The organism is Leucobacter musarum subsp. musarum, assembly GCF_001273845.1.
GTDB lineage: Bacteria > Actinomycetota > Actinomycetes > Actinomycetales > Microbacteriaceae > Leucobacter > Leucobacter musarum.
In genome coordinates this window covers 243,487-268,149 of the sequence record NZ_JHBW01000087.1, presented here as the reverse complement: position 1 = coordinate 268,149, position 24,663 = coordinate 243,487, and the positions used below count along the sequence as shown (strand labels likewise).

The 24,663-nt window shown below is 65.7% G+C and carries 26 protein-coding genes and 4 tRNA genes; 17 read left to right on the top strand and 13 right to left on the bottom strand.

From position 1 onward, the window contains the following. Positions 1-40: 40 nt before the first annotated feature. Both CH42_RS10260 and CH42_RS10255 read right to left on the bottom strand, forming a co-directional pair. Positions 41-400, bottom strand: a complete 360-nt coding sequence (locus CH42_RS10260) for a VOC family protein (protein ID WP_053353084.1) — start codon at positions 398-400, stop codon at positions 41-43. Positions 401-463: 63 nt separating this feature from the next. After that, on the bottom strand, positions 464-1,120 hold the full coding sequence (locus CH42_RS10255; RefSeq protein WP_082309394.1) for a class I SAM-dependent methyltransferase: 657 nt from the start codon (positions 1,118-1,120) through the stop codon (positions 464-466). 127 nt (positions 1,121-1,247) lie between these two features. Between CH42_RS10255 and CH42_RS10250 the strand changes: the two genes are divergently transcribed. The 4 genes from CH42_RS10250 (at position 1,248) to CH42_RS16035 (ending at position 5,568) form a co-directional block, all read left to right on the top strand. Further along, positions 1,248-1,484 (top strand): antitoxin, encoded by a 237-nt coding sequence (locus tag CH42_RS10250; protein WP_053353082.1) that lies wholly within the window; start codon positions 1,248-1,250, stop codon positions 1,482-1,484. A 297-nt stretch (positions 1,485-1,781) separates the two neighbouring features. Beyond that, entirely contained in the window at positions 1,782-3,002 is a 1,221-nt protein-coding gene (locus CH42_RS10245) for a tyrosine-type recombinase/integrase (protein WP_053353081.1), read from the top strand. 692 nt (positions 3,003-3,694) lie between these two features. Further along, complete coding sequence (locus tag CH42_RS16040; protein ID WP_075205337.1) at positions 3,695-4,774, top strand: Abi family protein; 1,080 nt, start codon at positions 3,695-3,697, stop codon at positions 4,772-4,774. A gap of 206 nt (positions 4,775-4,980) precedes the next feature. Continuing rightward, entirely contained in the window at positions 4,981-5,568 is a 588-nt protein-coding gene (locus tag CH42_RS16035; protein WP_075205336.1) for an HNH endonuclease, read from the top strand. Between the two features lie 109 nt (positions 5,569-5,677). On the opposite strand, the gene CH42_RS10240 is transcribed toward CH42_RS16035, so the two are convergent. Then, positions 5,678-6,622, bottom strand: a complete 945-nt coding sequence (locus CH42_RS10240; protein ID WP_156322534.1) for a hypothetical protein — start codon at positions 6,620-6,622, stop codon at positions 5,678-5,680. Positions 6,623-6,996: 374 nt separating this feature from the next. After that, positions 6,997-7,365: a helix-turn-helix domain-containing protein gene (locus CH42_RS10235; protein ID WP_239684012.1), complete on the bottom strand. Its 369-nt coding sequence runs from the start codon at positions 7,363-7,365 to the stop codon at positions 6,997-6,999. A gap of 157 nt (positions 7,366-7,522) precedes the next feature. On the opposite strand from CH42_RS10235, the gene CH42_RS10230 reads away from it, so the two are divergent. Continuing rightward, positions 7,523-8,245, top strand: coding sequence for a hypothetical protein (locus CH42_RS10230; RefSeq protein ID WP_053353079.1), 723 nt, complete (start codon positions 7,523-7,525; stop codon positions 8,243-8,245). Between the two features lie 110 nt (positions 8,246-8,355). On the opposite strand, the gene CH42_RS10225 is transcribed toward CH42_RS10230, so the two are convergent. The 8 genes from CH42_RS10225 to CH42_RS10190 all read right to left on the bottom strand — a co-directional run bounded on the left by CH42_RS10225 (position 8,356) and on the right by CH42_RS10190 (position 12,643). Then, complete coding sequence (locus tag CH42_RS10225; protein WP_162231085.1) at positions 8,356-9,663, bottom strand: relaxase/mobilization nuclease domain-containing protein; 1,308 nt, start codon at positions 9,661-9,663, stop codon at positions 8,356-8,358. A gap of 14 nt (positions 9,664-9,677) precedes the next feature. Then, the gene (mobC, locus tag CH42_RS10220) at positions 9,678-10,136 is read right to left on the bottom strand and encodes a plasmid mobilization relaxosome protein MobC (RefSeq protein WP_053353077.1); all 459 of its coding nucleotides are present in this window, start codon (positions 10,134-10,136) and stop codon (positions 9,678-9,680) included. A gap of 207 nt (positions 10,137-10,343) precedes the next feature. After that, a complete protein-coding gene (locus tag CH42_RS10215) occupies positions 10,344-10,616 on the bottom strand; it encodes a hypothetical protein (RefSeq protein WP_053353076.1) in 273 nt (90 codons plus the stop codon). A gap of 79 nt (positions 10,617-10,695) precedes the next feature. Next, on the bottom strand, positions 10,696-11,721 hold the full coding sequence (locus CH42_RS10210; protein ID WP_053353075.1) for a hypothetical protein: 1,026 nt from the start codon (positions 11,719-11,721) through the stop codon (positions 10,696-10,698). Between the two features lie 89 nt (positions 11,722-11,810). Beyond that, positions 11,811-12,059, bottom strand: a complete 249-nt coding sequence (locus CH42_RS10205; protein ID WP_053353074.1) for a helix-turn-helix domain-containing protein — start codon at positions 12,057-12,059, stop codon at positions 11,811-11,813. A 298-nt stretch (positions 12,060-12,357) separates the two neighbouring features. Next, a tRNA-Val gene (locus tag CH42_RS10200) sits at positions 12,358-12,429 on the bottom strand. 26 nt (positions 12,430-12,455) lie between these two features. Then, positions 12,456-12,526: transfer RNA gene (locus CH42_RS10195), tRNA-Cys, on the bottom strand. Positions 12,527-12,567: 41 nt separating this feature from the next. Further along, positions 12,568-12,643, bottom strand: a tRNA-Gly gene (locus CH42_RS10190). Between the two features lie 161 nt (positions 12,644-12,804). On the opposite strand from CH42_RS10190, the gene CH42_RS10185 reads away from it, so the two are divergent. The 11 genes from CH42_RS10185 (at position 12,805) to ruvC (ending at position 23,010) form a co-directional block, all read left to right on the top strand. Continuing rightward, positions 12,805-13,824 (top strand): hypothetical protein, encoded by a 1,020-nt coding sequence (locus CH42_RS10185; protein WP_053353073.1) that lies wholly within the window; start codon positions 12,805-12,807, stop codon positions 13,822-13,824. 117 nt (positions 13,825-13,941) lie between these two features. After that, a tRNA-Val gene (locus tag CH42_RS10180) sits at positions 13,942-14,017 on the top strand. Between the two features lie 113 nt (positions 14,018-14,130). Next, positions 14,131-14,769: a TetR/AcrR family transcriptional regulator gene (locus tag CH42_RS10175; protein ID WP_053353072.1), complete on the top strand. Its 639-nt coding sequence runs from the start codon at positions 14,131-14,133 to the stop codon at positions 14,767-14,769. Beyond that, on the top strand, positions 14,766-16,058 hold the full coding sequence (locus CH42_RS10170) for an MFS transporter (protein WP_239684011.1): 1,293 nt from the start codon (positions 14,766-14,768) through the stop codon (positions 16,056-16,058). Before CH42_RS10175 ends, CH42_RS10170 begins: the two co-directional genes overlap by 4 nt. Next, positions 16,055-17,290: an amino acid deaminase/aldolase gene (locus CH42_RS10165; RefSeq protein ID WP_053353071.1), complete on the top strand. Its 1,236-nt coding sequence runs from the start codon at positions 16,055-16,057 to the stop codon at positions 17,288-17,290. Before CH42_RS10170 ends, CH42_RS10165 begins: the two co-directional genes overlap by 4 nt. Continuing rightward, a complete protein-coding gene (locus CH42_RS10160; RefSeq protein ID WP_239684010.1) occupies positions 17,287-18,642 on the top strand; it encodes a D-arabinono-1,4-lactone oxidase in 1,356 nt (451 codons plus the stop codon). The genes CH42_RS10165 and CH42_RS10160 overlap by 4 nt, the downstream gene beginning before the upstream one ends. 23 nt (positions 18,643-18,665) lie before the next feature. Then, positions 18,666-18,935, top strand: coding sequence for a PLDc N-terminal domain-containing protein (locus tag CH42_RS10155; protein ID WP_053353070.1), 270 nt, complete (start codon positions 18,666-18,668; stop codon positions 18,933-18,935). 89 nt (positions 18,936-19,024) lie between these two features. Beyond that, complete coding sequence (gene thrS, locus CH42_RS10150; RefSeq protein WP_053353069.1) at positions 19,025-20,992, top strand: threonine--tRNA ligase; 1,968 nt, start codon at positions 19,025-19,027, stop codon at positions 20,990-20,992. Next, positions 20,980-21,576 carry an HIT family protein gene (locus CH42_RS10145; protein ID WP_053353068.1) on the top strand — a complete coding sequence of 199 codons (597 nt, stop codon included), beginning with the start codon at positions 20,980-20,982 and terminating at the stop codon, positions 21,574-21,576. The genes thrS and CH42_RS10145 overlap by 13 nt, the downstream gene beginning before the upstream one ends. A 47-nt stretch (positions 21,577-21,623) precedes the next feature. Further along, a complete protein-coding gene (locus CH42_RS10140) occupies positions 21,624-22,388 on the top strand; it encodes a YebC/PmpR family DNA-binding transcriptional regulator (protein ID WP_053353067.1) in 765 nt (254 codons plus the stop codon). A 25-nt stretch (positions 22,389-22,413) separates the two neighbouring features. Continuing rightward, positions 22,414-23,010, top strand: a complete 597-nt coding sequence (ruvC, locus tag CH42_RS10135) for a crossover junction endodeoxyribonuclease RuvC (RefSeq protein WP_053353066.1) — start codon at positions 22,414-22,416, stop codon at positions 23,008-23,010. Between the two features lie 24 nt (positions 23,011-23,034). Here the strand turns inward: ruvC and CH42_RS10130 are convergent, their stop codons facing one another. Continuing rightward, entirely contained in the window at positions 23,035-23,838 is an 804-nt protein-coding gene (locus CH42_RS10130) for a trimeric intracellular cation channel family protein (RefSeq protein WP_053353560.1), read from the bottom strand. Positions 23,839-23,918: 80 nt separating this feature from the next. Between CH42_RS10130 and recO the strand changes: the two genes are divergently transcribed. After that, positions 23,919-24,641 (top strand): DNA repair protein RecO, encoded by a 723-nt coding sequence (gene recO, locus CH42_RS10125; protein ID WP_053353065.1) that lies wholly within the window; start codon positions 23,919-23,921, stop codon positions 24,639-24,641. Positions 24,642-24,663: the final 22 nt, after the last annotated feature.

Below are 24,663 nucleotides of genomic sequence, written 5' to 3'. Positions count from 1 at the left end.
TCTGTTCCGGGCATCAGCCCACTTGGTGGACGCTCGCGGCTCAGCCGCGCACCGTGCAGAACAGGTGACCGACTGGATCGCGGTACACGCGGAACGTGTCGTTGTCTGCCGCGAAGCGTGCTCCAATTTCGAGGAGTGCGCGGTGCGCTTCATCGAGGTTGTCGACCCGAATGTCGAGGTGCGCCTGTTGCGCGCCGTCGTCGCCTGGCCAATCCGGCGGTATGTAACCGGGGGACTCCTGGAACGCGAGTGTCGTGGAGAGCCCATCGATCTTGAGGTCGACCCAGTCGTCGCCGTCGGCCACCACCGTGCCCCCGAAGATGCGCTGATAGAACTCTGCCAGAGCGGCAGGTTCGGGGCAGTCGAATACGAAACTGTGCAACGTCGCGATCGGGCTCATGCGGGTCTCCGTTCTCAGCGGTGAGCGTGCCACCAGTCTGCGCGGAGCTGCTGCACGGTGCAATCACTTGCGCGAGATGCCGCTTCCGGTTTCGGAGGCGACGTCGGGAGAGCGGCGGGCCTCGATGATGCACTGGGGGCGGGTGCCCGGTTCGTGGCGTTCGATGACCGAGAGCACGCTGAAGCCTGCTTCATGCAGCACGCAAGAGAACTGACTGGGAGGCCAGCGATACGCCCGGACAACGGCGTGCTCGAAGGGTTCGAGATGCGACCAGGCGAACAGGCCGACGAGCAAGCTCCCGCCTGGGCGCAGCACGCGGCGGAACTCCGCGAGCACCGCAGCAAGCTCTTCGGGGCAGGTGTGTATGACCGAGTACCACGCGAGGACACCGTCCAGGCTTGTATCGGCACACCCGGTCTGCTCGAGGGAAGCCTGGCGGAATCGAGCGTCGGGGAATCGGCTTGCGGCGATGGCCAGGAACTCGGGGGAGTGATCGATGCCTTCTGCATCGACTCGGTGCTGCCGCAGCTCCTCGGTCCAGTGCCCGGGGCCGCAGCCGGCGTCGAGCACGGGCCCGGAACGGGCGTGAGCCCAAGCGCGAATACGCGCGCGGTCGTCGGGGTGCGCGGCAGCGACGTCGGCAAAGTGTTCCGCGTATTCGACGGCGCGCTGGTCGTAGGCCTGGCGCACCGCCATGGGGGTGGGGTCGGAGGCTCGCATTGTTCCAGCGTATGTCGAAGCGTTGGAGTGCCTTGACATATGGCTCTTCCCTCAGAAGATGCCATGCAGTCATAATGAGTGGAGATGCGCCGCGACCGGCCGGTGCGCTGACGAAAAGGACGAACGAATGGGCATCGAAGATCTGAGCAAGAAGGCCTCCGACCTCGCCGGCAAGGCCGGTGAAGTGGTGAACGAGAATGCTGAGAAGCTGCAGGATGCGCTAAAGAGTGATCAGGCCGAGGAAATCAGCGACAAGGTGCTCGACGGCGTCGCCGGTTTCGCCGACAAGATCACCGGCGGCAAGTTCAGCGACAAGATCACCGAAGTTCGCGACAACATCGACGGCGCGATCGGTAACGAGTAGTTTTTCGCGGCACTGACGCAATTTCGGCCTCCGAATGCGTGAGCGCTCGGGGGCCGAAGTGTGCGTGGCATCGCGTTCGCGATTCTCGCGAGGTCACGGAATGCAAAAAGCCCCGGGGGAACCGGGGCTTTTCTTCTGTGCGCGATACTGGGATCGAATAGTTATTGCGATAGACTAGGAGCACCTCAGTTTCACTCCCGATCCCTTTATTAACAAGGGATACAGCCCAAGACCATCAGGTCAGAATGGGGCCGAAAAGGTCACATTCGGGCAGAAGATATTGACCGGGAGAGCACGATGGCTGAGAAGAAGCGCAAGCAGCGCGAGAAGTTCGGGCGCGTCAGGAAGCGCAGCAACGGCAGGTACACCGCCGGGTACGTCGGCCCCGACGGCGAACTGCACTGGGCCCCCGCGACGTTCGCCGCGATCACCGAGGCCCGCCACTGGCTGGCGGAACGTCAGGCCGAGATCGCCAAGGAGACCTGGCAGCCCCCGGCAGCGCGCGCGGCGCAGGCCGAGCAGGCGGCGGCAGAGGCCGCCCGCCGCGAGGTGACGCTGGGCGAGTACGCGGCGAAGTGGATCGAGACGCGCACGAACTCGCGCGGCGAGCCGCTGCGGCCCCGCACCGTTGAGAACTACGAGGGATACCTGCGCCCGGCGGGCGTGGCCACCAAGAAGGACACGCCGGGCAAGGGCGGACCGCTCGCCGATATGGTCGGGCGCAAGCTCGGCGAGATCACGCCCGAAATGGTGCGTGAGTGGCGTGCGGCCCAGTTCGAGACGGGACGTATCTCCCAGACCTCCCGCGCGTACGACCTTATGAAGTCGGTGCTGAAGACCGCCGTGGACGACGGCATCATCGAGAAGAACCCCTGCCAGATCCGGGGCGGCTCGACGGCATCTACCGGTAAGAAGGTGGAACCGCCGACCGATGCCGAGCTGGACGTGATCCTGTCGAGCATCGACAAGCGCTACAAGGCGCTGGTCGTGCTCGCTTGCGGTGCCGGGCTGCGCTGGGGCGAGAACACCGAACTGCGGGCGAAGGATGTCGTGGTCGAGCGCGACGAGGCCGGTGAGGTCGATTGCGTGCGCATCAGCGTCTCCCGGCAGGTCGTGCTCACGAAGAAGAACGGGCGCGACGTCGGCGAGGTCAAGACCCTCGCAGGCGTGCGCAACGTCGTTGTCTACGGCGACGATGCTCGCATCATCGCCGCGCAGGCCCGTGGGAAGATCGGCAATGCCCTGCTGACCACCAACCACGACGGCAGCGGCTGGCTGCCGCAGACCTCGTTCTGGCGGCACTGGCACAAGGCCGTCGTCGCCGCCGGACGGCCCGACCTGCCGTTCCACGGGCTCCGGCACTTCGCGGGCACCCGCTACGCTCAGACCGGCGCGACCCTGAAGGAGACGATGGATCGCCTTGGGCACTCCTCCGTGAAGGCGGCGATGCGCTACCAGGCGAGCGGGAACCGCGACGACGAGCTGGCCCGCCGCATGGCCCAGCAGCGCGCGAGCTGATCGGTTGGCGCGGGCCCGGCGCGGGTCTGTGACATGTGCCCTGCCCCCGCCTCGCGGGCGCAGGGCACCGTCATGTCGCCGGTGCTGCGCCAGACGGGTGTCGAGGGCTCCGCAAAAGGGTGTACGCAGGAATCGGGGCGGTTCGGCGGCGGAGAACCGCAGAATCACACGGCAGAACAGGCCGCAGGGCTGCCCCAGCGTGCGTACATCCTTTTGCTACTGGGTAACGCAAAAGGGTGTACGCAGGTTCGGCGGCGGATCAGCGGTCAGAAGTGTCGGAATCACGCGGCAGAACGAGGTCGCGGCGCTGCCGAGAGCGCGTACACCCTTTTGGAGCGCAAGAAGCGAAAGGGTGTACGCACTTTGGTACATGACTGCGGCGGGCTCGCGACTAACTCGCGTGCGTGCGCGTGCGCAGACCGTTGGCAGACCAGGGGAACTGCTTGCCCGGTCGACTGCTCGGGCTTCGGTCAGACCCGGTGTGCGTACACCCTTTCGCTCGCATCTCAAGTCTTTGGCACTCGCCTGAAGCCTTGCGGAAGTGGTACGCGATGGCGCTCCGCTTCAACGTCTAGTTTCTCGAGGGATTTAACCGCTGACGAGAAGAGCAAAGCCCCGGGGGCATGTCGCGCGAATCCTTGCGGATGCCGATAGAGGCCGAGCCGGGGCTGCACCCAGGATAGCATGAGATCGTGAGCGCAATCATCGATACGGCTTGGGTTTCTCCTGAACGCTTTGCCGAGTACCTCGAGGCGGCTTCAGGCGACTCCGAACTTGCGAGCCGTCTCTATGAATGGAACGCATGTGCTTCAAGTGCACTCTTCGAACTCATTGCGCATTTTGAGGTGCTATTGCGGAACGCGATCGTGCGGGAGGTTGAACGTGCTGGAACGAATCCCATGTTGCCACCAGGTTCTCCGTGGCTAGACGGACACCAGAATATTCTTGAGGTTACGTCTCGGTTGAAAAAACAGAAGAAAAACACGACGGCTGGGCGGGTCTACTCAGGGCTGACTTTCGGGTTCTGGGCCACGATGTTTTCCACGGCGCAGGAAGAGCTGTGGCGTCACTCGCTAAAGCACGTATTTCGTTACGCTCGTGCGGATCGAAGCGTGCTCGCTGAGTATTTGCAGTCGGTCAACCAGCTGCGGAATCGGGTAGCGCACCATGGCAGCTTGCTCGACAACGACATCTCGGTCGAAGTACAGAAACTCTTTCGTCTTGCCGGATGGATCGATCCGAAGGCTGAAGTCTGGTTACGTTCGCTCGACAGGGCACAGTCGGTGGCTGACTCAAGGCCTGTGCCGATAGGGCGAGACACCCTTGTTGTGCGCGGTAGCGACGCGTGGGAGTTTTACAAGCAACTTGGGAAGAACGCGTATGTGCTTCCGGCTGGGAAGTCGGTCCGGCTCACGCAGTACCTAGCGTTCTATGTAGACAGCGAGATCAAGCCATTAGTTCCAAGCGTGCGCCGCTGGTTCGATGCCGTTGATTGGAACTCCGCCAATGCTAAGCGGCTGTCGAAGTCTCTCGATGCCGATGAGCGGTTGCTGTCAGGAGTGATCAAAGCGGGGCAAGCGAATGGTTATGGCGCAAGCACCTACCAGGTCTTTCTCCTCAGCACGCCCGGCGATCCCTCAACCCTCACGCTACCTGCACCTATTGCGCACAGCAGAACAGGGCGGGGGAGCGCATTCGTAAAGAGTCATCGTTATGTTGCATCTGCAGGACTGCGGAGCGCTCGGGACACAACGGAGCTTTCAGCATCGTGAGCGTGGATTTGTCGCTACGGCGCTCCGCATGCATGCTTGTTCGCCCTCATTTCCACACCGCTAATCACAACGTAAACCGGTGGAGTTCCGGTTTAACGTACTGACCGTCGCACGAATAACCCCGGAAGCCTGTCACGTAGCTGGTGACTGTTACGTACGTCCATCTGCGCTACCGTCGGTGTATGCCAACGCACCTACGTTTCGCCATGCCGAAGCCCGTCCGCATAACAGGGCGCACGTCGAGCATCACAAACTCATTTGTGAATGGGATCATCCCGGTCATCTGGCCGACGGAGGCCGAGATCGAGGAGGCTTTGCGCGTACTCGGTATGGATGACGTCGTGTGCGCATATTGCGGAGGAGCATCAACCGAGTGGGACCACTTTCGTCCGCTCGTGGTTGGCAAGAAGCCCACGGGTTACATCTCTGAGATTCAAAACTTGGTTCCTGCCTGTGGCAAATGTAATCAGAGCAAAGGCAACAAGGAATGGCGAGCGTGGTTGCACAGCGCAGCGCGCCTGTCGCCGCGCACCCGCGGCGTTGCTGACCTAGATATACGGGCAGCGCGCCTCGAAGACTTTGAACGATGGGGATCCCCTACGCGCATTGATTTCGAGAGCATTGTCGATAGCGAATTGTGGAGCCGGCATTGGCGGAACTATTCGGCGATCGTTGAGCTCATGCGCGAGGCGGAGGTCACAGCTGACGCCATTCGTGAAGCGATAGCGGCATCGCGCACTGCTCTCGGTGCGACCTCGCCGCTGGTCTCACCCGCGTTGGATGTCTATCCATAATGCAACCCGCCACGTTCCCGCTGCTGCATTTTTGCCGCTCCGGCACTGGTACCCGAGACCGTGCATACAGCCTTCGACCTCGAGGCATGAAACCTCGGGTTCTCTGCTCTCACGCCTTCACACCTGACGGGCTCGTGTACCGCGCCGACGCCGCCTTCAGTTCAGCCCTAGCCTCGTCGGTGCTGAGCTGACCTGCGCAGACCAGCTGGCGCAGCCGGAACAGCTCACGGGTGTCGATCAGGCAGCCGTTGTGGTTCTCAGCGAACGACGTGAGGTCGTCGTCACGGCTCACGAGGGCGACGCTCCTCTGACCGGGGTCGTCTTCCCTGAACGCGTTGACGACGTACCAGAGTGAGTCAGGGGCTCGACCCTCCGACGCAGCGAACGCCGTGCTCGCGCCGGTCACCTGCTGGAGGTCATTCGACTTCGCGCCGCCGCCGTAGCCCTTCACCTCGACGAGGGCGATCCAATCCCCATCGGAGACGCGCAGGTCTTCGCGCTTCTTGCCCTTGTTCTGGGGCAGGGCGTCGGAGTCCACGACCTCGAACCCGAAGCCGTCGAACACCCCCTTGACCGACGCGACGAGCTCGTCGCCGGTGTCGGTCAGAATCGAGCGCCAATGCGCGCCCTTCTCGCCTGCCGCATCGACCGCTGCGGCCAGCTCGGCACGCTCTCGCTCCGCAGCCTCGCGGCGACGGGCCTCCGCTTCATCGAACTCGCGGAGCGTGAGGCGTGCAGCGCTCTCCTCGGGCGAAGCCCAGAGGTCGGCAGCTTTCCACTCGGCGTTCTCGGGGAACGCATCGGGATCCGCCTCGCGCCAGCGGGAGAAGGCGAATCGTGTCCACTCGCCCAGATGCGACCGTGCGATGTCAGGCAGCCAGAGCGCCGAATCATAGCTGTACCAGCTATCCTCCAGAGGGAACTCAGAATCATATTCAAGGAACCCCGCGATAGCCAACGAATCGTTCAGGAGTTCCCGGAGGAAGATCATCTCCGACCGAAAGGGCTTCACGGGCGTCTTGAATCCCGCGTAGTGCTCACCTGGCGTCGGCATGCAGCTTCGGCGAACCAGGGATTCGACGCCCATTTCCTGCGCTTCAGGCTGCACAGCGAAGTCACGGGCAGGAGCGATACGCGTAACCCTCCTCGTGACGCTCCGGTCCGTCTTGATCGAGCCGACTATTAGCCGACCGCTCTCATCTCGCTGCGCAGGGGGCTCGGAGAAGACGATGCGTCTTGGAAAGTGGCCCGCGAAGTCAGCGAAGTCGGCCTCTGTCTGGATCAGTACATCATGCTCTTCCGGATGCACGCTCCTCAACGCGTCAGTGACTACGAGGCTCCCCGCGAGCGGCCGAATCTCCTCGATCTCGGCATCGGTCAGGCCGACGGCAAGAACACGTGGGCGCGGCGCGCCCTGGTACCCGGCGTTCACGAGCGATCAGCACCCTTCGCGCTCCGCCGCTTCACCGGGTTCGCGTCCGCCGGTGCGTCCCGCTGCTCGGGCAACTCGTCCCGCAGCTCGCCGTTCAACAGCGCGACCGGGTCGACACCGAGGATCCTAGCCAGCTCGTCGAGCGTGTCGACCGTGACGTTGAACTCTGACCTCTCCAGCCCGGCGATGTATCGGGTCGTAAGGCCGACCCGCTGCGCCAGCCGCTCTTGTGAGAGACCCCAGCGCTTTCGCTGGGCTCTCAGCGCCGTACCGATCTTCGTCTTGAGTGAATCCTGCTGCATCTTTACAAGGCTGACTGCTAGCACGCTCGCGTTCCATGCTGTGATACGTGCAGGAACGTACACGTGCCCCTATGATTGATTGGTAGACGAGCAGAAACAGCACGTCGAGACAGCGCTGGGAACAACCGCCCGAACGCCTCGCCAGCGACGGATGATCCGAGCCCCGAACGGCCCAACCTGTCGGCGACCAGACACCCAACGACAGGAGACGAAAGACCCGATGACCAAGACCAAGACCAAGACCAAGACCAAGACGATGAAGACCGTATCCGCACTGCTCGCCGCAGGAGTGATGCTTGCCTTCACCGGCTGCGCCGGGAGCAGCGGCACCGCCGCCTCCGGCACCTACTACGGCCAGACCGGCAAGGGCAGCGACCCGGCGATCATCACCGTTGACGGCGACACCGCGACCTGGGGCGACTTCGGCTGCGACAACGTCGGTCAGACCGACATGGACGACTCCGACACCAGCGTCGGCACGCTCGACAAGACCCGCACGACCGTAGCCTGGACACAGGAGGGCCGATATAGCAACACCGACCCGTTCACCGAGTCCGAAGACGGATCGGTCATCACCATGAGCGGCGGCACTTACTCCAAGGCGGGCACCGACGCGGGTGACGCGATCCTCGCTGAGCAAGAGCAGGAATGCCAGGCCGACGCCGAGCAGAAGGCCGAGAACGAGGCCGCCCAGTCCGAGCAGGCCAACGCAGACGCCAAGCTCAAGCCCGCGTTCGACAAGCTCGTCGCCGCGCTGGTCGCAGCCGGTGAGGCGGGCGACTACTCCGGTACGGAAGCAATCTTCGCCAACAACGGCATGACGGTGGACGAGTTCGCCGCCTACATTGAGCGCAACTACTCGCTCAGCGTCGACGACTTCTTCAGCTTGATTCAAGACGCACCCGACCAGGCCAAGGCCGAGCTGGACGCCAACAAGCGGTAGCCAGCACAACGCCCGTCCGGATGCCCCCGTCGCCGTCACGACTGCGGGGGCATCCTGCGTATGGTCAGGGCTGCCGCCGGTGCTGCGCACCGTTGCCCATAGAAGGGTCGTCACTCGCCGAAGCCGTACTGCTCAGCCGGAGTCTGCGGGCGAGGCTGCTGCCGTTCCTCACGCATCTCCCTAGCCAGCCGCTCGCGGTCAGTCTCGACCACGAACGGAACGGGCCTGCGCCGAGGCTTCACAGGCGGCCCACTGACGGCCTTGGTTGCCTTCGGCGGGGCCGTGCTCAACTCGGGTGCTTCCACAGCCTCAGAAGGACTCTCAGAGGCCGCCACCCGCTCTACCGGCTGCGCCTCGTGCTCCTCTTCGTCGCGCTTGCGGCGTAGCCCTGCGAGCCCGCTGCTGAACGACGGTGCAGCCTGCTGCGGTGCGGGAGTCGGTGCGGGCAGAGACAGCGGCTGCTGCTGCTGCTGCGCGATGTTCTCCTCGATACGGGCGAGCGTTGCCGCCGACCCCAGATCGTTGCCGATGCCGTCACGTCCACCGGCGCGAGCGTTGCGCTGCTTGCCGAGCGCGTCGGTGAGCCGGTAGCTGAAGTTCACCGGCACTCCATCGCCGAAGTCGGTGCCCGTCTTGCTCCTGCGAGTCTTCAGCTCGATGCCGCGAGCACTGAGCAGATCGCGGTATTCGTCCAGACTCGTCGCCTCGGCCTGCGCGTCGGCGACCACCGCCCGCAGATGCGCGCGCCAGTCGTTGCCCGCGTGCTGATCCTCAAGCTCGGCAGCGGTCGCGCGGTCAGCCATGCCGACGCGGTGCTCTTCCATCAGCGCTTCGTTGTCATAAGCGTCGAGTCCGATGGACTGCATGAACTCCTCGTCGGCGAGCACGCTGTCTACCGTGTGCTGCAACCGCCACGCGTTCGTCATGGCGGAGCTGACCGCACGCCCGGCGGCGTGGGCATCCTGCTGCTCGATGAGGCCGTCGGGCTCAGGCTGCTCGCCCTTGCGGGGCTTGCGCCGGTAGACGTGCACCGCGTCGCGGTCGCTGACCGCCGACACGAGGAAGTGCACGTGCCACAGGCCGCCCACCCCGTCGCGCTGCACTGCGAGCAGGGCAGGGTGACCGGGGTACTGCTTGCCGACAAGGCGCTGCCCGATGCGTAGCGCCTTGATGCCCGCGTCGGGGTCGTCGGGGTCAAGCTCCTCGCGGCTGAACGAGATGTAGCCCATGATGCCCTGGCGCTTGGCGCCCTCCTTCCCGAACCGGCGGCGGATCGCCGCGAACTGCCCCGGCGCGACCGCCGGGATGATGCCGTCGACGCCGCCGACGTAGACGGCGCGGGGCTCGCCCGAACCGTCGTGCGCGGTGCCGCGCACCATGTAGTTGCAGCCGCGACCCGTGCTCGTGGTCGGGCTCATCGCACTCGACGCCATCAGGCAGCCTCGCTCTCGATCATCAGCTCATGGAGGCCGAGCCACCGGAGCATCTTCTCCGGGTCGCGGCGCAGGTAGAACCTCGTATCGCGCAGCACATGCCGCGTCTGATTGAGCACAGCGATCACCTCTCCATCGTGTGCACTCTCCCCAGAGTTGAGGTGCCGCGCGATCTGGTTGAGGTTCGCTCCCACCCGGTCGAGCGCGACCGCGTGCAGCTCGTGCGCTCGTGCGAACCGCTCAAGCGCGTCGCTCACATCGTCGAGCACCGGGGCAGCCGCGACCGCTGCCGAACCGCCGTCATGGCGCCGCAGCATCAGCCGATGCGCCTTGCTCTGCGTCACGCCCAGCGCCTCGGCGACACCGCGCACCAGGCGCATGTCATCTTCCGTGAGGCGCAGGTGCACGTCGTGCACCAACGCCTCGCGCGTCGTCTTCGTCTCTTCACTGTCGTTCATCGTCTCGTCTCCTTGCTCGTCGTTGGCGCACTCCGTGCGGTCACGGGCACCTCACCGCTGGTGTTGCTGGCAGAGTGAGGCGCCCGTGACCCGGCCAGCAACGCATTTGTGGTCGGTTTCGCTACGCTCACCTCCCACAAATACGGCTGGCAAGGGGCCGGGGCTACGCCCCACCCCTTGACCCCAACCCCGGCGTTCGGCATCGGCTCACGCGATCCCGAACGACACGGCCAACGCGTCGATCAGCGCCGTGCGCTTCATCGACTTCTTGGCCTCGGCACCGCGCTGCACCGCGTAGGCGGCGCGCAGCACGGCAAGCTCGCGCTCCTCGGCGAGCTGCGCCTCAAGCCTCGCCAGCGCAGCCGCAGCCTCCTCGACGCGCTCAGCGGTGCTCTTCACCGCAGCCCGCACCCTCGGCGAACTCTTCGGCGTCTGGTCACGGTCAGCGGCGTCCAGCGCCGCGTAATCGATCTCGCTCATCGGTCTACTTCCTTCGTCATTGTCGTCAGCTCGCACCCGGTCGGGCACTCGCAGCCGCCACGTCCTGGGCAGCTCGGGTCTACATGGGAACGAGAGCATTCAGCTCGGCGTCGTACTCGTTCAAGGTCTCGTCATCAAGCAGCAGGTCTTCGAGCGCTTCGGCGTCGAGCCCGTCGCGCTCGGCCTGCGCGCGCAGCTCGACCTCGCGGGCGTCCATCAGCTTTCGCAGCTCCTCGCGGCGGTCGTGCTGACGCACGCGCTCAGCGATCTGGGCGTCGTGCTCGCGGTCGCGCTCTTCGCGCTCACGATCTTCGCGAGCGCGCCGCTCAGCGGACTCCGCCAGCGCACGATCCTCGGCCTCGCGACGCTCACGGGCGCGCTGCTTGCGGGCCGCGTCATCGACAGGCAGGGCGGGCACAGCGGGCTCGTCAGCGGCAGCCTTTCGCGTCTGCTCCCGGCGCTGATACTCGCGCAGCTCCTCGGCCTCCTCGCGCAGCTTGCGGGCATTCTCGCGCACGTTCTCGAGGCCGTTGAACCTGCCCCGATAGGCAGCCCACAGCTTCGGGTAGTCGAGCTGGACGTCGTGGAGCGCAATCTCGCCGTCCATGAGGCGCTGGCGCAGACGCTCGACCAGCGCCTCGGTGTCGCTCTTCTCGTCGGCACGCGCCTTGCGCCCGAGCCAGGCATCGACACGTGCCCAGATGCCCTCGGGATCGCTCGCGAAAAACTCCTCGCGGTGGTACCGGGCTTGCAGCATCTCGTCGACGTGCGTCAGGTAGTGGGCGAACGCCTCCACCGCATTGCGCCCCGCCAAGGGCACCACGCGGATCAGCTCGGGAGGGATGCCACCGGAGGCAATGCGGGCTACAGCCTCGCGCTCGGTAAGCTTCGAGCCGCGCGCCGTGCGCAGGTAGCCCTGCACATGCCGCTCGGTGTCGTCGCGGTAGTGGCCGACGAACAGGTGCTCCTCGACCGTGCCGGAGACGCAGAGAGCGTCGTGCAGCCGCTCGCGCGACACGAAGGCAGAGCGCACCTCGAACTTGTAGGCGCGGTGGCGGCGTCCGCGATAGCGCGAGACCCGCTTCGGACTGGGATGCTTGGGCATACGAAACTCTTTCCGATGACCCTCGCCCGGGTGTGACGACCGGGGATACCGCGAGGGCCATCTCTTTGTTGAGACGGCTCTTGCGGAGGTCAGGCGGCGGTGCGCGCGAATACGTCGCGCAGCGCCTGCTCGGAGATGCGAAGCGGGCTGTTGTTACCCTTCTTGCCACGCGGGTAGAACACGGTCAGCTCGCCGCGCTCGATCATGCGCTGCACGGTCTTCACGCTGATACTCAGGCGCTCGGCGACCTCGGGGATCGTGTAGGCGCGCAGCAGCTCATCGCTGGTGGCGGTGCCGGTCTTGCGGACGGTGGTGCGGGTGCGGGCAGTGGTGGTCATCGAAGCTCCATAGCGGTGGTGATCTTCGCTGATCTCGCTATCTTGCTTCGGCGGGGTGCGACTCCCGTCGGAGGGCCTGTATTCGCTGCTCGGCTTGCCCTAGGCTCCCGCCCAGCCGAGTCGGACGGGGATCCTGCACAGACGCGCCGTCGCTGGCGGGTCATCAGACAGGGTACCACGGACTCTGACCGAATGTGCTGGTCAGGACACGAAACGATGTTGACCAGATATTGACCAATGGCATGTTGACCACGTGTAAAATGAAGAAGACCCTTGATTTCTCAAGGGTCTTCGGGAGTGCGCGATACTGGGATCGAACCAGTGACCTCTTCCGTGTCAGGGAAGCGCGCTACCGCTGCGCCAATCGCGCCTGTACAGGCTATGAAATTATAGACGAGGTGGCGACGGGATTCGAACCCGTGTATACGGCTTTGCAGGCCGCTGCCTCGCCTCTCGGCCACGCCACCGTAGTGGTTGTTACCACAAGCGGCCGAGCAAGCTCGGCCGCTGGAGCGGATGACGAGACTCGAACTCGCGACCCTCACCTTGGCAAGGTGATGCGCTACCAACTGCGCTACATCCGCATTTCCGCCGCGTTTCCGCGACCTGATTAACTATAGGGAAGCCTGAGCGGGGGTGCAAATCAGGCTCGCCATCCCGGGCGCGCCGCACGCAGTATTGGCGTGATTTCGCCGTTTTTGGAAGTTTTCGCATGCGTGTCGGCGGCCCCGGATACTGTGGATGCATGTCCGAAAGCGCGGGGTCGGTGGTGAAGCGATGGGTGGGCTTCGCGGTCTTCCTGCTCGTCGTCGCGCTCGTGGCGTTCGTCATGATGCATCGGCAGGAGCTCAAAGATCGCTTCGCTGCGATCGGGTTTGAGTTCAGCCCGCAGGTGGCAGAGCTCTCGGAGTCGCTGCAGCTGACCGACGCGGGTCTGCGCATCTTCACCGCGACGCACCCGACTATCGACGGGAGTCAGCACTTCAATGAGCAGTGCGCCGAAGTCGACCACTCGGAACAGGGTCACGTGCTCGGGTGTTATGCGGGCGACCGAATCCATTTGTTCGACGTCACTGATGAGCGCGTGAGTGGAATCGTCGAGGTCACCGCGGCTCACGAGCTGCTGCACGCCGTGTGGTCGCGCATGGGGGAGGGCGATCGCACGCTCATGACGGCGAAGCTGCGCGAGGTCTACGACGACCTGGTTCCCGCGCACCCCGAACTCGCAGAGCGCATGTCGGTGTACGAGCATCTGTCAGATACCGCGTTCGCGAACGAGCTGCATTCGGTCTTTGGTACCGAGGTGCGCGAGCTTCCGCCCTGGCTCGAAGGGCACTACGCGCAGTGGTTCGAGCAGCGATCAGACCTGATCGACGGGTTCGACACGTATCACACGGTGTTTCAGGAGTTGCAGCAGCAAGCCGATCAGTTGCAGTCTGAAATGACGGCGCTGCGTGCCGATGTGGAGTCGCGCAAGCAATCGTACGGTCAGGCGGTGGAGGTCTTCAACGCTGACGCGAGCGCATTCTCGGCCGATGTCGCGGCCGGCACGTATGCGGAAGACCCCAATGCGCAGGCCGTGATCGCCGGCGCACTCACCGAGCGTCGCGCCGCCCTCGATACGGAACTCGCCGATCTGCAGGGCGACATCGACCGATACAACGGGCTCCGCCATGATCTGCAGCAGCTCAGCGAGGTGAGCGCCGAACTTGATGAACAGCTCAACAGTGATCTCGCGCCGATTACGACACGCCCGACCGATTAGCCCTGATTCCGCGAAATACTGCGCCTCGAGACTGGTGGGGCAGAGTGAGCCTGCGATCCGTGTATGATCGATCAGGTTGGCACCGCGCAGTTTCAGACATGAAACTCCAGTGCAGACGGGCGATTGGCGCAGTTGGTAGCGCGCTTCCTTCACACGGAAGAGGTCATCAGTTCGAGTCTGGTATCGCCCACCACACCAGCATTAGGCCCGCAGCGATTACGCGTTGCGGGCCTAATGCGTTTCACCCCATTGCGTTCCTCCGGCGAATCTGGGACAGTTGACCCACATTCTCGACGAGGAGGATTGATGGGTGTTCCTGTGCATCAGCGTCGAGCCGCGCTCGTCGATGCCGCGTTGCGGGTGCTCAGCCGAGAGGGGCTCGCGGCGACATCCACTCGCGCGATTGTTGAAGAGGCGGGCATGAGCCTTGCGAGCCTCCACTACGCGTTCGACTCCCGCGATGCCCTGCTCGAGGCGGTCGTCGAGAGGGTCGTCAGAGACGAACGCGAAGCGGTGCACGCGGTGTTCGCGAGTGGGGCAGGCGCGCAACGCGGTGTCGAGACCTCAGACGCCACCGGCGACGCTGTTCTTCGGCATTTCGTCCGCAACGGCATGGAACGCTACATGCAGACCGTGGTGCAGCATCCCGGACGCGAGCACGGCATGCTCGAATTGACGCTCGATGCGTCGCGACATGACGACTCCCGGGCACTCGTGCGCTCGCAGTACGACAGCTACCGGTCACTCGTCGCCGACCTGCTTGTCGAGGCCGGGCAGATCTCAGGAACTCGGTGGCGCGTTCCCGTCGATGAGATCGCGACCGTCGTGGTCGCATTGACCGACGGCCTGACCATCGCGCACATTGTCGATGGGGTCGCGCCCGTGCTGGCTCTGGATACTGTGGTTGCGGCGATCCTCGTGCACGCGGATACGCGGTCGCTGTGAGTCGAGATCGCGGCCGGGCGCGCGAGACCGACGTGCCGTCGTCGGTTGAGGCGGAGGCGACTACCCCACCATCACGCCGGGTCTCGGCCCCGTGGATCGCTGCGTTCTCAGTTGCGTGGCTGGGCGTGTGGATGGCCCAGCTCGCGCCGATGCAACTGCTCCTCCCGACACAGGTCGAACGATTGGTGCGGGCCGATGGTTGGATCGGGAGCGTCGTCGCCTTCGGCACGGTGAGCGGGATCTCTGCCGTCTGCGCGATCATCGCGTATCCGCTGGCGGGGGCGCTTTCCGACCGCACGACGTCGCGGTGGGGGCGACGCCGCCCCTGGATCGCTGGGGGAGCCCTGCTGTTCGGCTGCTGCCTGATGGCACTCGGGCTGCAGGAGTCGTACTGGGGCATCGCAGTCTGCTGGTCACTCGCTATTTCCGGGTTCTGCGCGCTGACAGCGGCGCTGACCGCGATGATCGCGGACCAGGTGCCCGTGTCTCAGAGAGGCCTCGTCTCCGGGTTCGTTTCGGCGCCGCAGGGCGTCGGGGTGGTGCTCGGCCTGCTGCTGGTGACCGTGGTGCTGACGGGCATCATCGCCGGGTACATTGGCCTCGCGGTGGCGCTCTGCGTGCTGGTGCTCCCCGCCCTGCGGCTGCCGGATTCGCCGCTCGACCGCCGTCACCGCGCGCCCTGGAGCGCCGCTGCCGTGGCCCGCGGGTTCTGGATCAGCCCGCGTCGCTTCCCCGACTTCGGTTGGACGCTGCTGTCGCGCATTCTCGTGAATACGGGCAATGCACTCGGCACGGGCCTCCTGCTGTACTTCCTGATATTCGGGCTCCACCGGGCACACGCTGACGACGACCTGCTTGTCTTGTCGCTCGTGTACACCGCCATGACCGTCGTGGCCTCGCTCGTATGCGGCAGGCTCTCGGATCACCTCGGCCGGCGCAAGGTCTTCGTCGCCGTCTCGGCCGGGTTGCAGGCGGTCGGCGGCCTGCTGCTCGCGGTGTGGCCGGGCTATTCGCTCGCGTTGGTGGCCGCAGTGCTGCTCGGCCTCGGGTACGGGTGCTTCCTCGCCGTCGATCAGGCGCTTGCGACGCAGGTGCTCCCTGACGCCGCGACCCGGGGCAAAGATCTCGGCATCATGAACATTGCGAACGCCGTGCCGCAGGCGCTCGCACCACTGCTCGGGGCGATCGTCGTGAGCGCTACCGGAGGATTTCTCGCACTGTTTCTCGTCAGCGGCGTGTGCTCGCTGCTCGGCGCTTGGAGCGTGCACTACGTGAGGAGTGTTCGATGATTGACCTGACAGCGCCACGAGGGGACCCCTGGGCGAACCCTGCGGCGTACTGGCCCCGCATCGATGCTGCGACGTGCGAGCTCGATCCGCCGTTCGGCGTGCTGCACCGGGGTGCCCTCGCGCACAATGCTCACGATCTGCTGCGGCGAGCGCAGGGGACGCCGATACGTGTCGCGAGCAAGTCGTTGCGGGTGCGGGCCGTGCTCGAATCGGTGCTCGCGATTCCCGGGTTTTCGGGAGTGCTCGCGTACACCCTGCCTGAGGCGCTCTGGCTCGCGAATGCCGGGTTCGACGACATTGTGGTCGCCTACCCCACAGCGGATCGCGGGGCGATCGCGGCGCTCGCGACCGACGAGCGGCGGGCTGCCGCGATCACCCTGATGGTCGATGATGTGTCTCAGCTGGACTGTATCGACAGCGTGCTGCCGCCGGCGCAGCGCGAGACCGTTCGGGTGGCGTTGGAACTGGACGCCTCGTTGCACTCGCCGGTTCTGGGCCACGTCGGGGTCTTCCGTTCCCCGGTGCGGTCGCCGGCGGGGCTCGCGAGTCTGGCGTCCGCGGCTGCGGGGCGTGCGGGGTTTCGGGTGGTCGGCATCATGGCGTACGAGGCGCAGGTCGCGGGCGTTCCCAATTCGGGTCCGGGCAGGATCGCAATTCGCGCCATGCAACGCGCGTCGATGGCTGAACTCGCCGAACGACGAGCGGAGGCGGTCGCCCTGGTGCGGTCGGTCGTCCGAGCACACGGCAACGACCTCGAATTCGTGAACGGGGGCGGCACGGGGTCGATCGAATCCACTCGGCTCGATGATTCCGTCACGGAGATCGCGGCGGGGTCCGGGCTCTTCGGCCCAGGCCTGTTCGATCACTACGAACAGTTCGCGCCGGCTCCCGCGGTGGGTTTCGCACTCTCCGTGGTGCGCCGCCCCGCTCCAGCGGTCGCGACGGTGCTCGGCGGTGGGTGGATCGCGTCGGGACCATCGACGGCCAGCCGCCAACCGATCCCGGTGTGGCCTCCAGGGCTGAGCACGTTGCCGCGCGAGGCCGCTGGCGAGGTGCAGACTCCGCTGCGCGGAGCCGCCGCGCGCGGCCTCGAGGTCGGCGATCGGGTGTGGCTGCGACACGCGAAATCGGGGGAGATCTCTGAACATCTGAATGTGCTGCACGTCGTAGAGGGAGATCAGGTGATCGATTCGGTACCCACCTATCGCGGCGAGGGGAAGGCGTTCCTGTGACTGACTCGAGATCGTCGTCGGATCCGAAACTCGACCGCCTGCGTACCCGCCGCGGTCGCATCGTCGAGAACTGGGGGCGCAGCGCCCATGCTCACCCCATACGGATTCTGGCACCGACATCCGCCGAAGAGCTCTCGGACATCGTGTGTCGTGCAGCGGCAGACGGTGAGACCGTGAAAGCGATCGGCGCCGGGCATTCGTTCAGCGACATTGCGATGACGGATGGCGTGCTCGTCGATGTCGCAGCGCTCTCCGGGCTGATCGCACACGATCCGGAGTCGCGGCGCGTCACCATCGGTGCCGGCACACGTTTGCGACAACTCCCGATGATCCTGCGTCCTCTCGGATTGGCCGTCCAGAATCTCGGCGACATCGACACGCAGACGATCGCCGGTGCCGTCTCGACCGGTACTCACGGTACGGGGATCGGCTTCGGCGGCCTCGCGACGCAGATCACTGCGGTGACGCTGGTCGACGGCACCGGGGAGATCCGCAGGATCGCGACCGATGCGCACCCCGAATGGCTTCCGGCCGTGCAACTGGGACTCGGCGCACTCGGCGTGCTCGTCGCCGTCGAACTGCAGTGCGTCCCGACGTTTCTGCTGCACGCCGTCGAGCGCTCCGAACCGTTCGCAGTCATCGACGACCTGCTCGACCGTGCACGCGCGATCGACCACGTCGAAGCGTACTGGTGGCCGCACACGGACCGATTGTCGACTAAGTCGAACGCGCGTCTCACCCCTGACGCGGCATTCGCCACGCCGCACGCGGTGCGGGGCTGGCTGGAGGACGAACTGCTCGGAACGGCGGCGCACTGGGCGATCTGCAGTGTCGGCACCGTGGCGGGGTTTGCCACGCCCGTGATCAACCGATTCGCCGCTGCGGTCTACGGCAGGCGCTCGTTCACCGACGACTCCCACGCGGTGTTCACCAGCCCGCGACGCGTACGCTTCCGCGAACTGGAGTACGCCATTCCTGCAGAAGCTCTGCCTGCGGCCCTCCGCGAGGTGCGCGCGCTGATCGAACGACGACGGTGGCGGGTATCGTTCCCGATCGAGGTGCGCTTCGCCGCAGCAGACGACCTGTGGCTCTCGACCGCCTACGGTCGCGAGAGCGCGTACATCGCGGTGCACCGCTACTGGAGAGAGAATCCGGAGCCTTACTTCTCAGCAGTCGAATCGATCTTGCGCGGCTACGACGGCCGCCCGCACTGGGGCAAGATGCACGGTCGTAGGCGGTCTGATCTCGAGTCTGCGTACCCTCGATTCGACGACTTCCTCGCCGCCCGCGACGTCTTCGACCCCGAGCGAACGTTCGCGAACGACTACACCCGCCGCGTGCTCGGGCGCTGACCGGCGCAAGTAGGCTGAGAGGCATGCTTCCTCCGGCCATCACCGCGCTCGACGTGGTTCCCGGCGTCTTCGCCTTGACGCATGCCGCCATCGGACTCACCGCGATCCTGTCGCTCGCCAAGTTCGAACCGCAGCTGACGTGGCCGAAGATGATCGCGTGGATCGTGTTCATCGCCGTCGTTCCGCTGGTCGGCGCGATCGTATGGTTCACCGCAGGTCGGCCGCGGTTCCGCTCTGCATCGGGTGTCGACGCGGCGGCCGACTCCGCGCCGCACGTCGGGGGAACGCAGTAGGATCGTACGGTGATCGGCGCAGTGCCGGTCCTGCGCGACCGCAACGGCGTGCGCAGCATTTCCGACACCCACAGTGCAGGAGTTCACCCGTGGCCGATGGCTTCTCCCGGTTCCCCGATCGTTCGATCGTCGCGATGCGCGTCAATGGCGAGTTGCGCGACCTTGCGACGGAGCTGACGGAGACGGACACGGCGGAGCCGATCTCGATCGAGTCGGCCGACGGTCTCAACATTCTGCGCCACTCGGCGGCCCACGTGCTCGCGCAGGCGGTGCAGCGCATCAACCCCGAGGCGCGCCTCGGCATCGGCCCGCCCATCACCGATGGGTTCTACTACGACTTCGACCCGAAGACGCCGTTCACGCCTGAAGATTTGAAAGCGATCTCCGCTGAGATGCAGAAGATCGTCAAGCAGGGGCAGCGCTTCGTGCGTCGCGTCGTCACCGAAGACGAAGCGCGCGCCGAGCTCGCGAACGAGCCGTACAAGCTCGAACTGATCGGGCTGAAGGGCGGATCGGCGGGTGACGAGAACGGCGAGAGCGTCGAGGTCGGTGGCGCAGAGCTCACGATCTACGACAACGTCGACCCGAAGACCGGCGAGCTGTGCTGGAAAGATCTGTGCCGCGGCCCGCACGTGCCCAACACGCGCCTGCTCGGCAACGGTTGGGCGCTTATGCGCTCGGCAGGAGCCTACTGGCGCGGCAGCGAGAAGAACCCGATGCTGCAGCGCATCTACGGCACCGCCTGGCCGACCAAGGACGAGTTGCGCGCCTACCAGACGCGCCTCGAAGAGGCGGCGAAGCGCGATCATCGCAAGCTGGGCGTCGAACTCGACCTCTTCAGCTTCCCCGACGAGATCGGGTCGGGCCTCGCGGTCTTCCACCCGAAGGGCGGCATCATCCGCCACGAGATCGAGACGTTCATGCGCGAAGAGCTGCTGAAGAACGGCTACGAGGTCGTGAACAGCCCCCACATCACGAAGGGCTCGCTCTTCGAGACCAGCCAGCACCTGAACTGGTACAAGGACGGGATGTTCCCGGCGATGCACCTCGACGAGGTCGAAGACGCCGAGGGCAATGTCATCAAGCAGGGCCAGGACTACTACCTGAAGCCCATGAACTGCCCGTTCCACAACCTCATCTTCCGCGCCCGGGCGCGCAGCTATCGCGAGCTGCCGCTGCGTCTCGCGGAATTCGGCACGGTGTACCGCTATGAGAAGAGCGGCACGCTGTCGGGCCTCACCCGCGTGCGCGGCCTTACCCAGGACGATGCGCACATCTACGTCACCGACGATCAGGTGAAGGGCGAGATCAAGCAGCAGCTCGAGTTCGTGTTCGCGACGCTTCGGGCGTACGGTCTCGATGACTTCTATCTCGAGCTGTCGACGCGGGATCCCGAGAAGTCTGTCGGCTCCGACGAACAGTGGGAGATCGCAACGGAGACCCTGCGCGAGGTCGGAGAAGAGTCGGGGCTCGAGCTCGTCGCTGACCCCGGTGGCGCGGCGTTCTACGGCCCGAAGATCTCCGTGCAGGCCCGAGACGCGATCGGCCGCACCTGGCAGCTCTCGACGGTGCAGCTCGACTTCAACCAGCCCGAACTGTTCGAACTCGAGTACCAGGCGGCCGACGGCACGCGGAAGCAGCCGGTCATGATTCACCGCGCCCTGCTCGGCTCGGTGGAGCGCTTCTTCGCGATCCTGCTCGAGCACTACGCCGGCGCGTTCCCCGTGTGGCTTTCGCCGACACAGGTCGTGGGCATCCCCGTGGCCGAGCAGTACGGCGAGTACCTCGACGGTGTCATTGCGCAGCTCCGTGAGCACGGCGTGCGCGCCGAGGTCGATCACGGTGACGACCGCATGCCGAAGAAGATCCGCACGCACACGAAGGCCAAGATCCCCTTCCAGCTCATCGCGGGCGAGGAAGATCGCGCGGCGGGTGCCGTCAGCTTCCGCTTCCGCGACGGCACCCAGATGAACGGCGTGCCGGTCGCCGAGGCGATCGCGCGCATCACCGGTGCGATTCGTTCGCACGAGCAGGTCTCCACCGCATGGTCGGAGTAGGCGACCGCGCCGACGGCACTGCTCCGGTCGAGTCCCTCGACGAGAGCGGTGCCGTGGGCGTCGCCGACGACATGCAACGACTGTGGGTGCCGCACCGCATGGTGTACGTCGCCGATCACTCGCAGCCCGAGCAGCACGACTGCCCGTTCTGCGCAGCGCCCGGCCGTACCGATTCCGAGGCGCTCATCGTCGCTCGTGGCGAGCACGCCTACGTGCTCCTCAATCTGTTCCCCTACAACAGCGGACACCTGCTCGTCTGCCCGTATCGCCACGTCTCGACCTATGACGAGGCCACCGCAGACGAGGTTGCCGAAATCGGTGAGCTGACGCAGATCGCGATGCGCGTCGCGAAGCAGGTGCTGCGCTGCGACGGCTTCAACATCGGCATGAACCAGGGAGAGGTCGCGGGGGCCGGCATCGCCGCGCACCTGCATCAGCACGTCGTACCCCGCTGGCGCTCGGACGCCAACTTCTTCCCGATCATCGCGAAGACGAAGGCGATGCCGCAGTTGCTCGGCGAAGTGCGCGATCTGTTCGCTGAGGCCTGGCCAGCGCCGTCAGATGCCGGGCCGCAGCGCTCGTAGAATCAATCCCAGACCACCCTTTTCCATCACGATCAAGAGGAGCTCCCGTGTCCGGACACTCCAAGTGGGCGACGACCAAGCACAAGAAGGCCGTCATCGATTCGCGTCGCGCCAAGGCGTTCGCGAAGTACATCAAGAACATCGAGGTTGCCGCGCGCATCGGTGGCGCCGACCTCTCGGGCAATCCGACGCTCGTCGACGCCGTGCAGAAGGCGAAGAAGAACTCGGTTCCCGGTGACAACATCGACCGCGCGATCAAGCGCGGAGCCGGTCTCGACGGCGACGCCGTCGAATACATGACCATCGTCTATGAAGGCTACGGCCCGAACGGCGTCGCGCTCATGATCGAGTGTCTCACCGACAACAAGAATCGCGCCGCCGCCGAGGTGCGTACGGCACTCAGCCGCAACGGCGGTACGTTGGCGGATCCCGGCAGCGTCGCCTACAACTTCGCCCGCAAGGGCGTCATCACCGTGCCCGCAGAGGGCACGACTGAAGACGACGTGCTCGGCGCCGTGCTCGAGGCCGGCGCCGAAGAAGTGAACGCGGCACCCAACGGCGAGAGCTTCGAGGTCGTCACCGAGGCGTCTGAGCTCGTTGCCGCCCGCACCGCGCTCGTCGATGCGGGAATCGACTACGACTCGGCCGACGCCGAGTTCGTGCCGAACCTCAAGGTCGAGATCGACGCCGATACGGCGCGCAAGGTCTTCCGACTGATCGATGCACTGGAAGACAGCGACGACGTGCAAAACGTATTCGCGAACTTCGACCTCACCTCTGAGGTGCAGGCCGAACTCGCCGAAGACGAGTGACCCGAGCGCTCGGCGCGACTTTCGCATGACGCGCATCATCGGGATCGACCCCGGTCTCACCCGCTGCGGAATCGGCGTGGTGACGGCCGGGGCCGGTCGTCGCGTCACCTTCGAGCACGTCGAGGTACTGGGCAGCCCGGCCACCGCCGAGCTGCCCGCGCGCCTGCACCAGCTGGGCTCCGCAATCGAACGTCTGCTCGACGGCGAGAAGCCAGCAGCAATCGCGCTGGAGCGCGTGTTCGCCCAGCAGAACCTCCCCAGCGTCATGGGCGTCGCCCAGATCAGCGGTGTCGTGATGTTCCTCGCGGAGCGCCGAGGCATTCCCGTGGCGCTCTACACCCCGAACGAGGTCAAAGCGCAGGTGACCGGATACGGCAGCGCCGATAAGGCGCAGGTGACCACCATGGTGACGCGCCTGCTCGGGCTCGCCGCACCGCCGAAACCGGCCGACGCCGCCGACGCGCTCGCGCTCGCGATCACCCATGCTTGGCACCTGTCGCGCGGTGGCAGCGCTGACCGTTCACAGCGCGGTGCCGCACCCGCGGGGGAGACGCCGGCCCAACGCGCCTGGCGGGAGGCCGAAGCGAAGGTCGGTCGGCGTCGCAGCGGCCCGCGAGCCTGAACCCTGGCGACTGCTGCAGATCGCCTAGCGCTCGTGAGACGTCGGATCGTCGTCGTCCTCGCGATCCGGCATCGCCGAATGGCGCCCGTACCCGGCGACATCATCAGTATCGGGAAGCGTGATCGGCAGTGTGAGCGTTCCCGTGTGCAGCGCCTCTTCGATCGCCTGTTCGACCTGACGCTGCCGACGCAACTGGATGCGACTGATGGCGCGCTGCTCGGGGAGGCTCCAGCCAAAGCGCACCGCGAGCAAGCGCACGAGGGCGGTCACGATGACGCACACGATGCCGGCAGTGATCACCGGCACACCCAGTGCGAGCAGACCCACGAGCACGACGACGCCGGCGAGACTTGCCACCGCGTACAGCGAGCCGACGTGCATGACCGCGATCGGAATGTTGAGCATCAGATCGCGCAGCACCCCTCCGCCGATGGCCGACACCGTGCCGATGAAGAGCGCGGGGATCACCGGAAGGCCGAGTGCGAGCGCCTTCGTCGCTCCGATCGCGCCGAACATGCCGATGCTGATCGCGTCGAGCACCGTGATGGCGGGGTCGACCTTCTCGAGAACCCGCGACAGCAGCATGCCGAGGAACGCGGCACCGGTCGCGACCAGCAGGTACAGGTTGTCGGTGAACGCGACGGGCGATTGGCCGAGGAAGACGTCGCGAAGAAAACCGCCGCCGACCCCCGAGAAGATGCCGATGATCGCGACGCCGAGCAGGTCGATGCGTTTGAACCCGGCGGCGAACATCGCGCCCTGCAAACTGCCGACCCCCACGGCAGTGAGATCGGCGTACAGCGGGATCCGGAACGTCTCGTCGAACACCCGTCCATTCTCGCGCACCTGCAGTTGCGCCGCTCGCGGAATCTCCACGTGGATATCACGCACTGCGCGATACTGAAGGGGTGCCCCTCTACCGCGAACCCGGGGTCGTGCTGCGCACCCACAAGCTGGGCGAGGCCGACCGCATCGTCACCCTGCTCACGCCCGGACGCGGGCTGCTGCGAGCGGTGGCCAAGGGCGTGCGACGCACCTCGTCGAAGTTCGGCGCCCGTCTCGAACCCTTCATGGTCGCCGATCTGCAGTGCTTCGAGGGCCGCACACTCGACACCATCACTCAGGCCGAGACCCTGGGGGCCTACGGCCCGCAGATCAGCGCCGACTACGACCGATATCGCGCCGGCAACGTGATCGTTGAAACCGCCGAACGGTTGGGCGAGGGCGACACATCGCGCGAACTCTACGGCCTCCTCGTCGGCGCGCTCCGCACACTCGCCGCGGCCCGGATTCCTCCGGAACTGGTGCGCGACGGGTACCTGCTGCGTGCGCTGTCGATCGCGGGCTGGACACCGGGGTTCACCGACTGCGTGCGATGCGGGCGCCCCGGCCCGCACACGGCGGTGGTCGTGCAACTCGGTGGCGTGGTGTGCGAGGAATGCCGTACGCCCGGGTCGCCCCGACTCGATCCGGGGAGCATCGCGCTGCTCGAGGCGCTGCTCGTCGGCGATTGGGACGGGGCCCTGTCGGCGACTGAGCGCGAGCGCGGCCAGGCGGCCGGGATCGCTGCGGCGTACACGCAGTTCCACCTCGAGCGCGGGCTCCGCTCCTTCAGCGCGCCGCGCAACTGACGCTCGGCGGCGCGCCTCTACA

Bases quoted from the DNA above. Each gene is read 5' to 3' on its own strand.
- CH42_RS10260 (WP_053353084.1), bottom strand. From the start codon at position 400: ATGAGCCCGATCGCGACGTTGCACAGTTTCGTATTCGACTGCCCCGAA.
- CH42_RS10255 (WP_082309394.1), bottom strand. From the start codon at position 1,120: ATGCGAGCCTCCGACCCCACCCCCATGGCGGTGCGCCAGGCCTACGAC.
- CH42_RS10250 (WP_053353082.1), top strand. From the start codon at position 1,248: ATGGGCATCGAAGATCTGAGCAAGAAGGCCTCCGACCTCGCCGGCAAG.
- CH42_RS10245 (WP_053353081.1), top strand. From the start codon at position 1,782: ATGGCTGAGAAGAAGCGCAAGCAGCGCGAGAAGTTCGGGCGCGTCAGG.
- CH42_RS16035 (WP_075205336.1), top strand. From the start codon at position 4,981: ATGCCGAAGCCCGTCCGCATAACAGGGCGCACGTCGAGCATCACAAAC.
- CH42_RS10240 (WP_156322534.1), bottom strand. From the start codon at position 6,622: ATGCCGACGCCAGGTGAGCACTACGCGGGATTCAAGACGCCCGTGAAG.
- CH42_RS10230 (WP_053353079.1), top strand. From the start codon at position 7,523: ATGACCAAGACCAAGACCAAGACCAAGACCAAGACGATGAAGACCGTA.
- CH42_RS10225 (WP_162231085.1), bottom strand. From the start codon at position 9,663: ATGAGCCCGACCACGAGCACGGGTCGCGGCTGCAACTACATGGTGCGC.
- mobC (WP_053353077.1), bottom strand. From the start codon at position 10,136: ATGAACGACAGTGAAGAGACGAAGACGACGCGCGAGGCGTTGGTGCAC.
- CH42_RS10215 (WP_053353076.1), bottom strand. From the start codon at position 10,616: ATGAGCGAGATCGATTACGCGGCGCTGGACGCCGCTGACCGTGACCAG.
- CH42_RS10210 (WP_053353075.1), bottom strand. From the start codon at position 11,721: ATGCCCAAGCATCCCAGTCCGAAGCGGGTCTCGCGCTATCGCGGACGC.
- CH42_RS10205 (WP_053353074.1), bottom strand. From the start codon at position 12,059: ATGACCACCACTGCCCGCACCCGCACCACCGTCCGCAAGACCGGCACC.
- CH42_RS10185 (WP_053353073.1), top strand. From the start codon at position 12,805: ATGTCCGAAAGCGCGGGGTCGGTGGTGAAGCGATGGGTGGGCTTCGCG.
- CH42_RS10175 (WP_053353072.1), top strand. From the start codon at position 14,131: ATGGGTGTTCCTGTGCATCAGCGTCGAGCCGCGCTCGTCGATGCCGCG.
- CH42_RS10165 (WP_053353071.1), top strand. From the start codon at position 16,055: ATGATTGACCTGACAGCGCCACGAGGGGACCCCTGGGCGAACCCTGCG.
- CH42_RS10155 (WP_053353070.1), top strand. From the start codon at position 18,666: ATGCTTCCTCCGGCCATCACCGCGCTCGACGTGGTTCCCGGCGTCTTC.
- CH42_RS10145 (WP_053353068.1), top strand. From the start codon at position 20,980: ATGGTCGGAGTAGGCGACCGCGCCGACGGCACTGCTCCGGTCGAGTCC.
- ruvC (WP_053353066.1), top strand. From the start codon at position 22,414: ATGACGCGCATCATCGGGATCGACCCCGGTCTCACCCGCTGCGGAATC.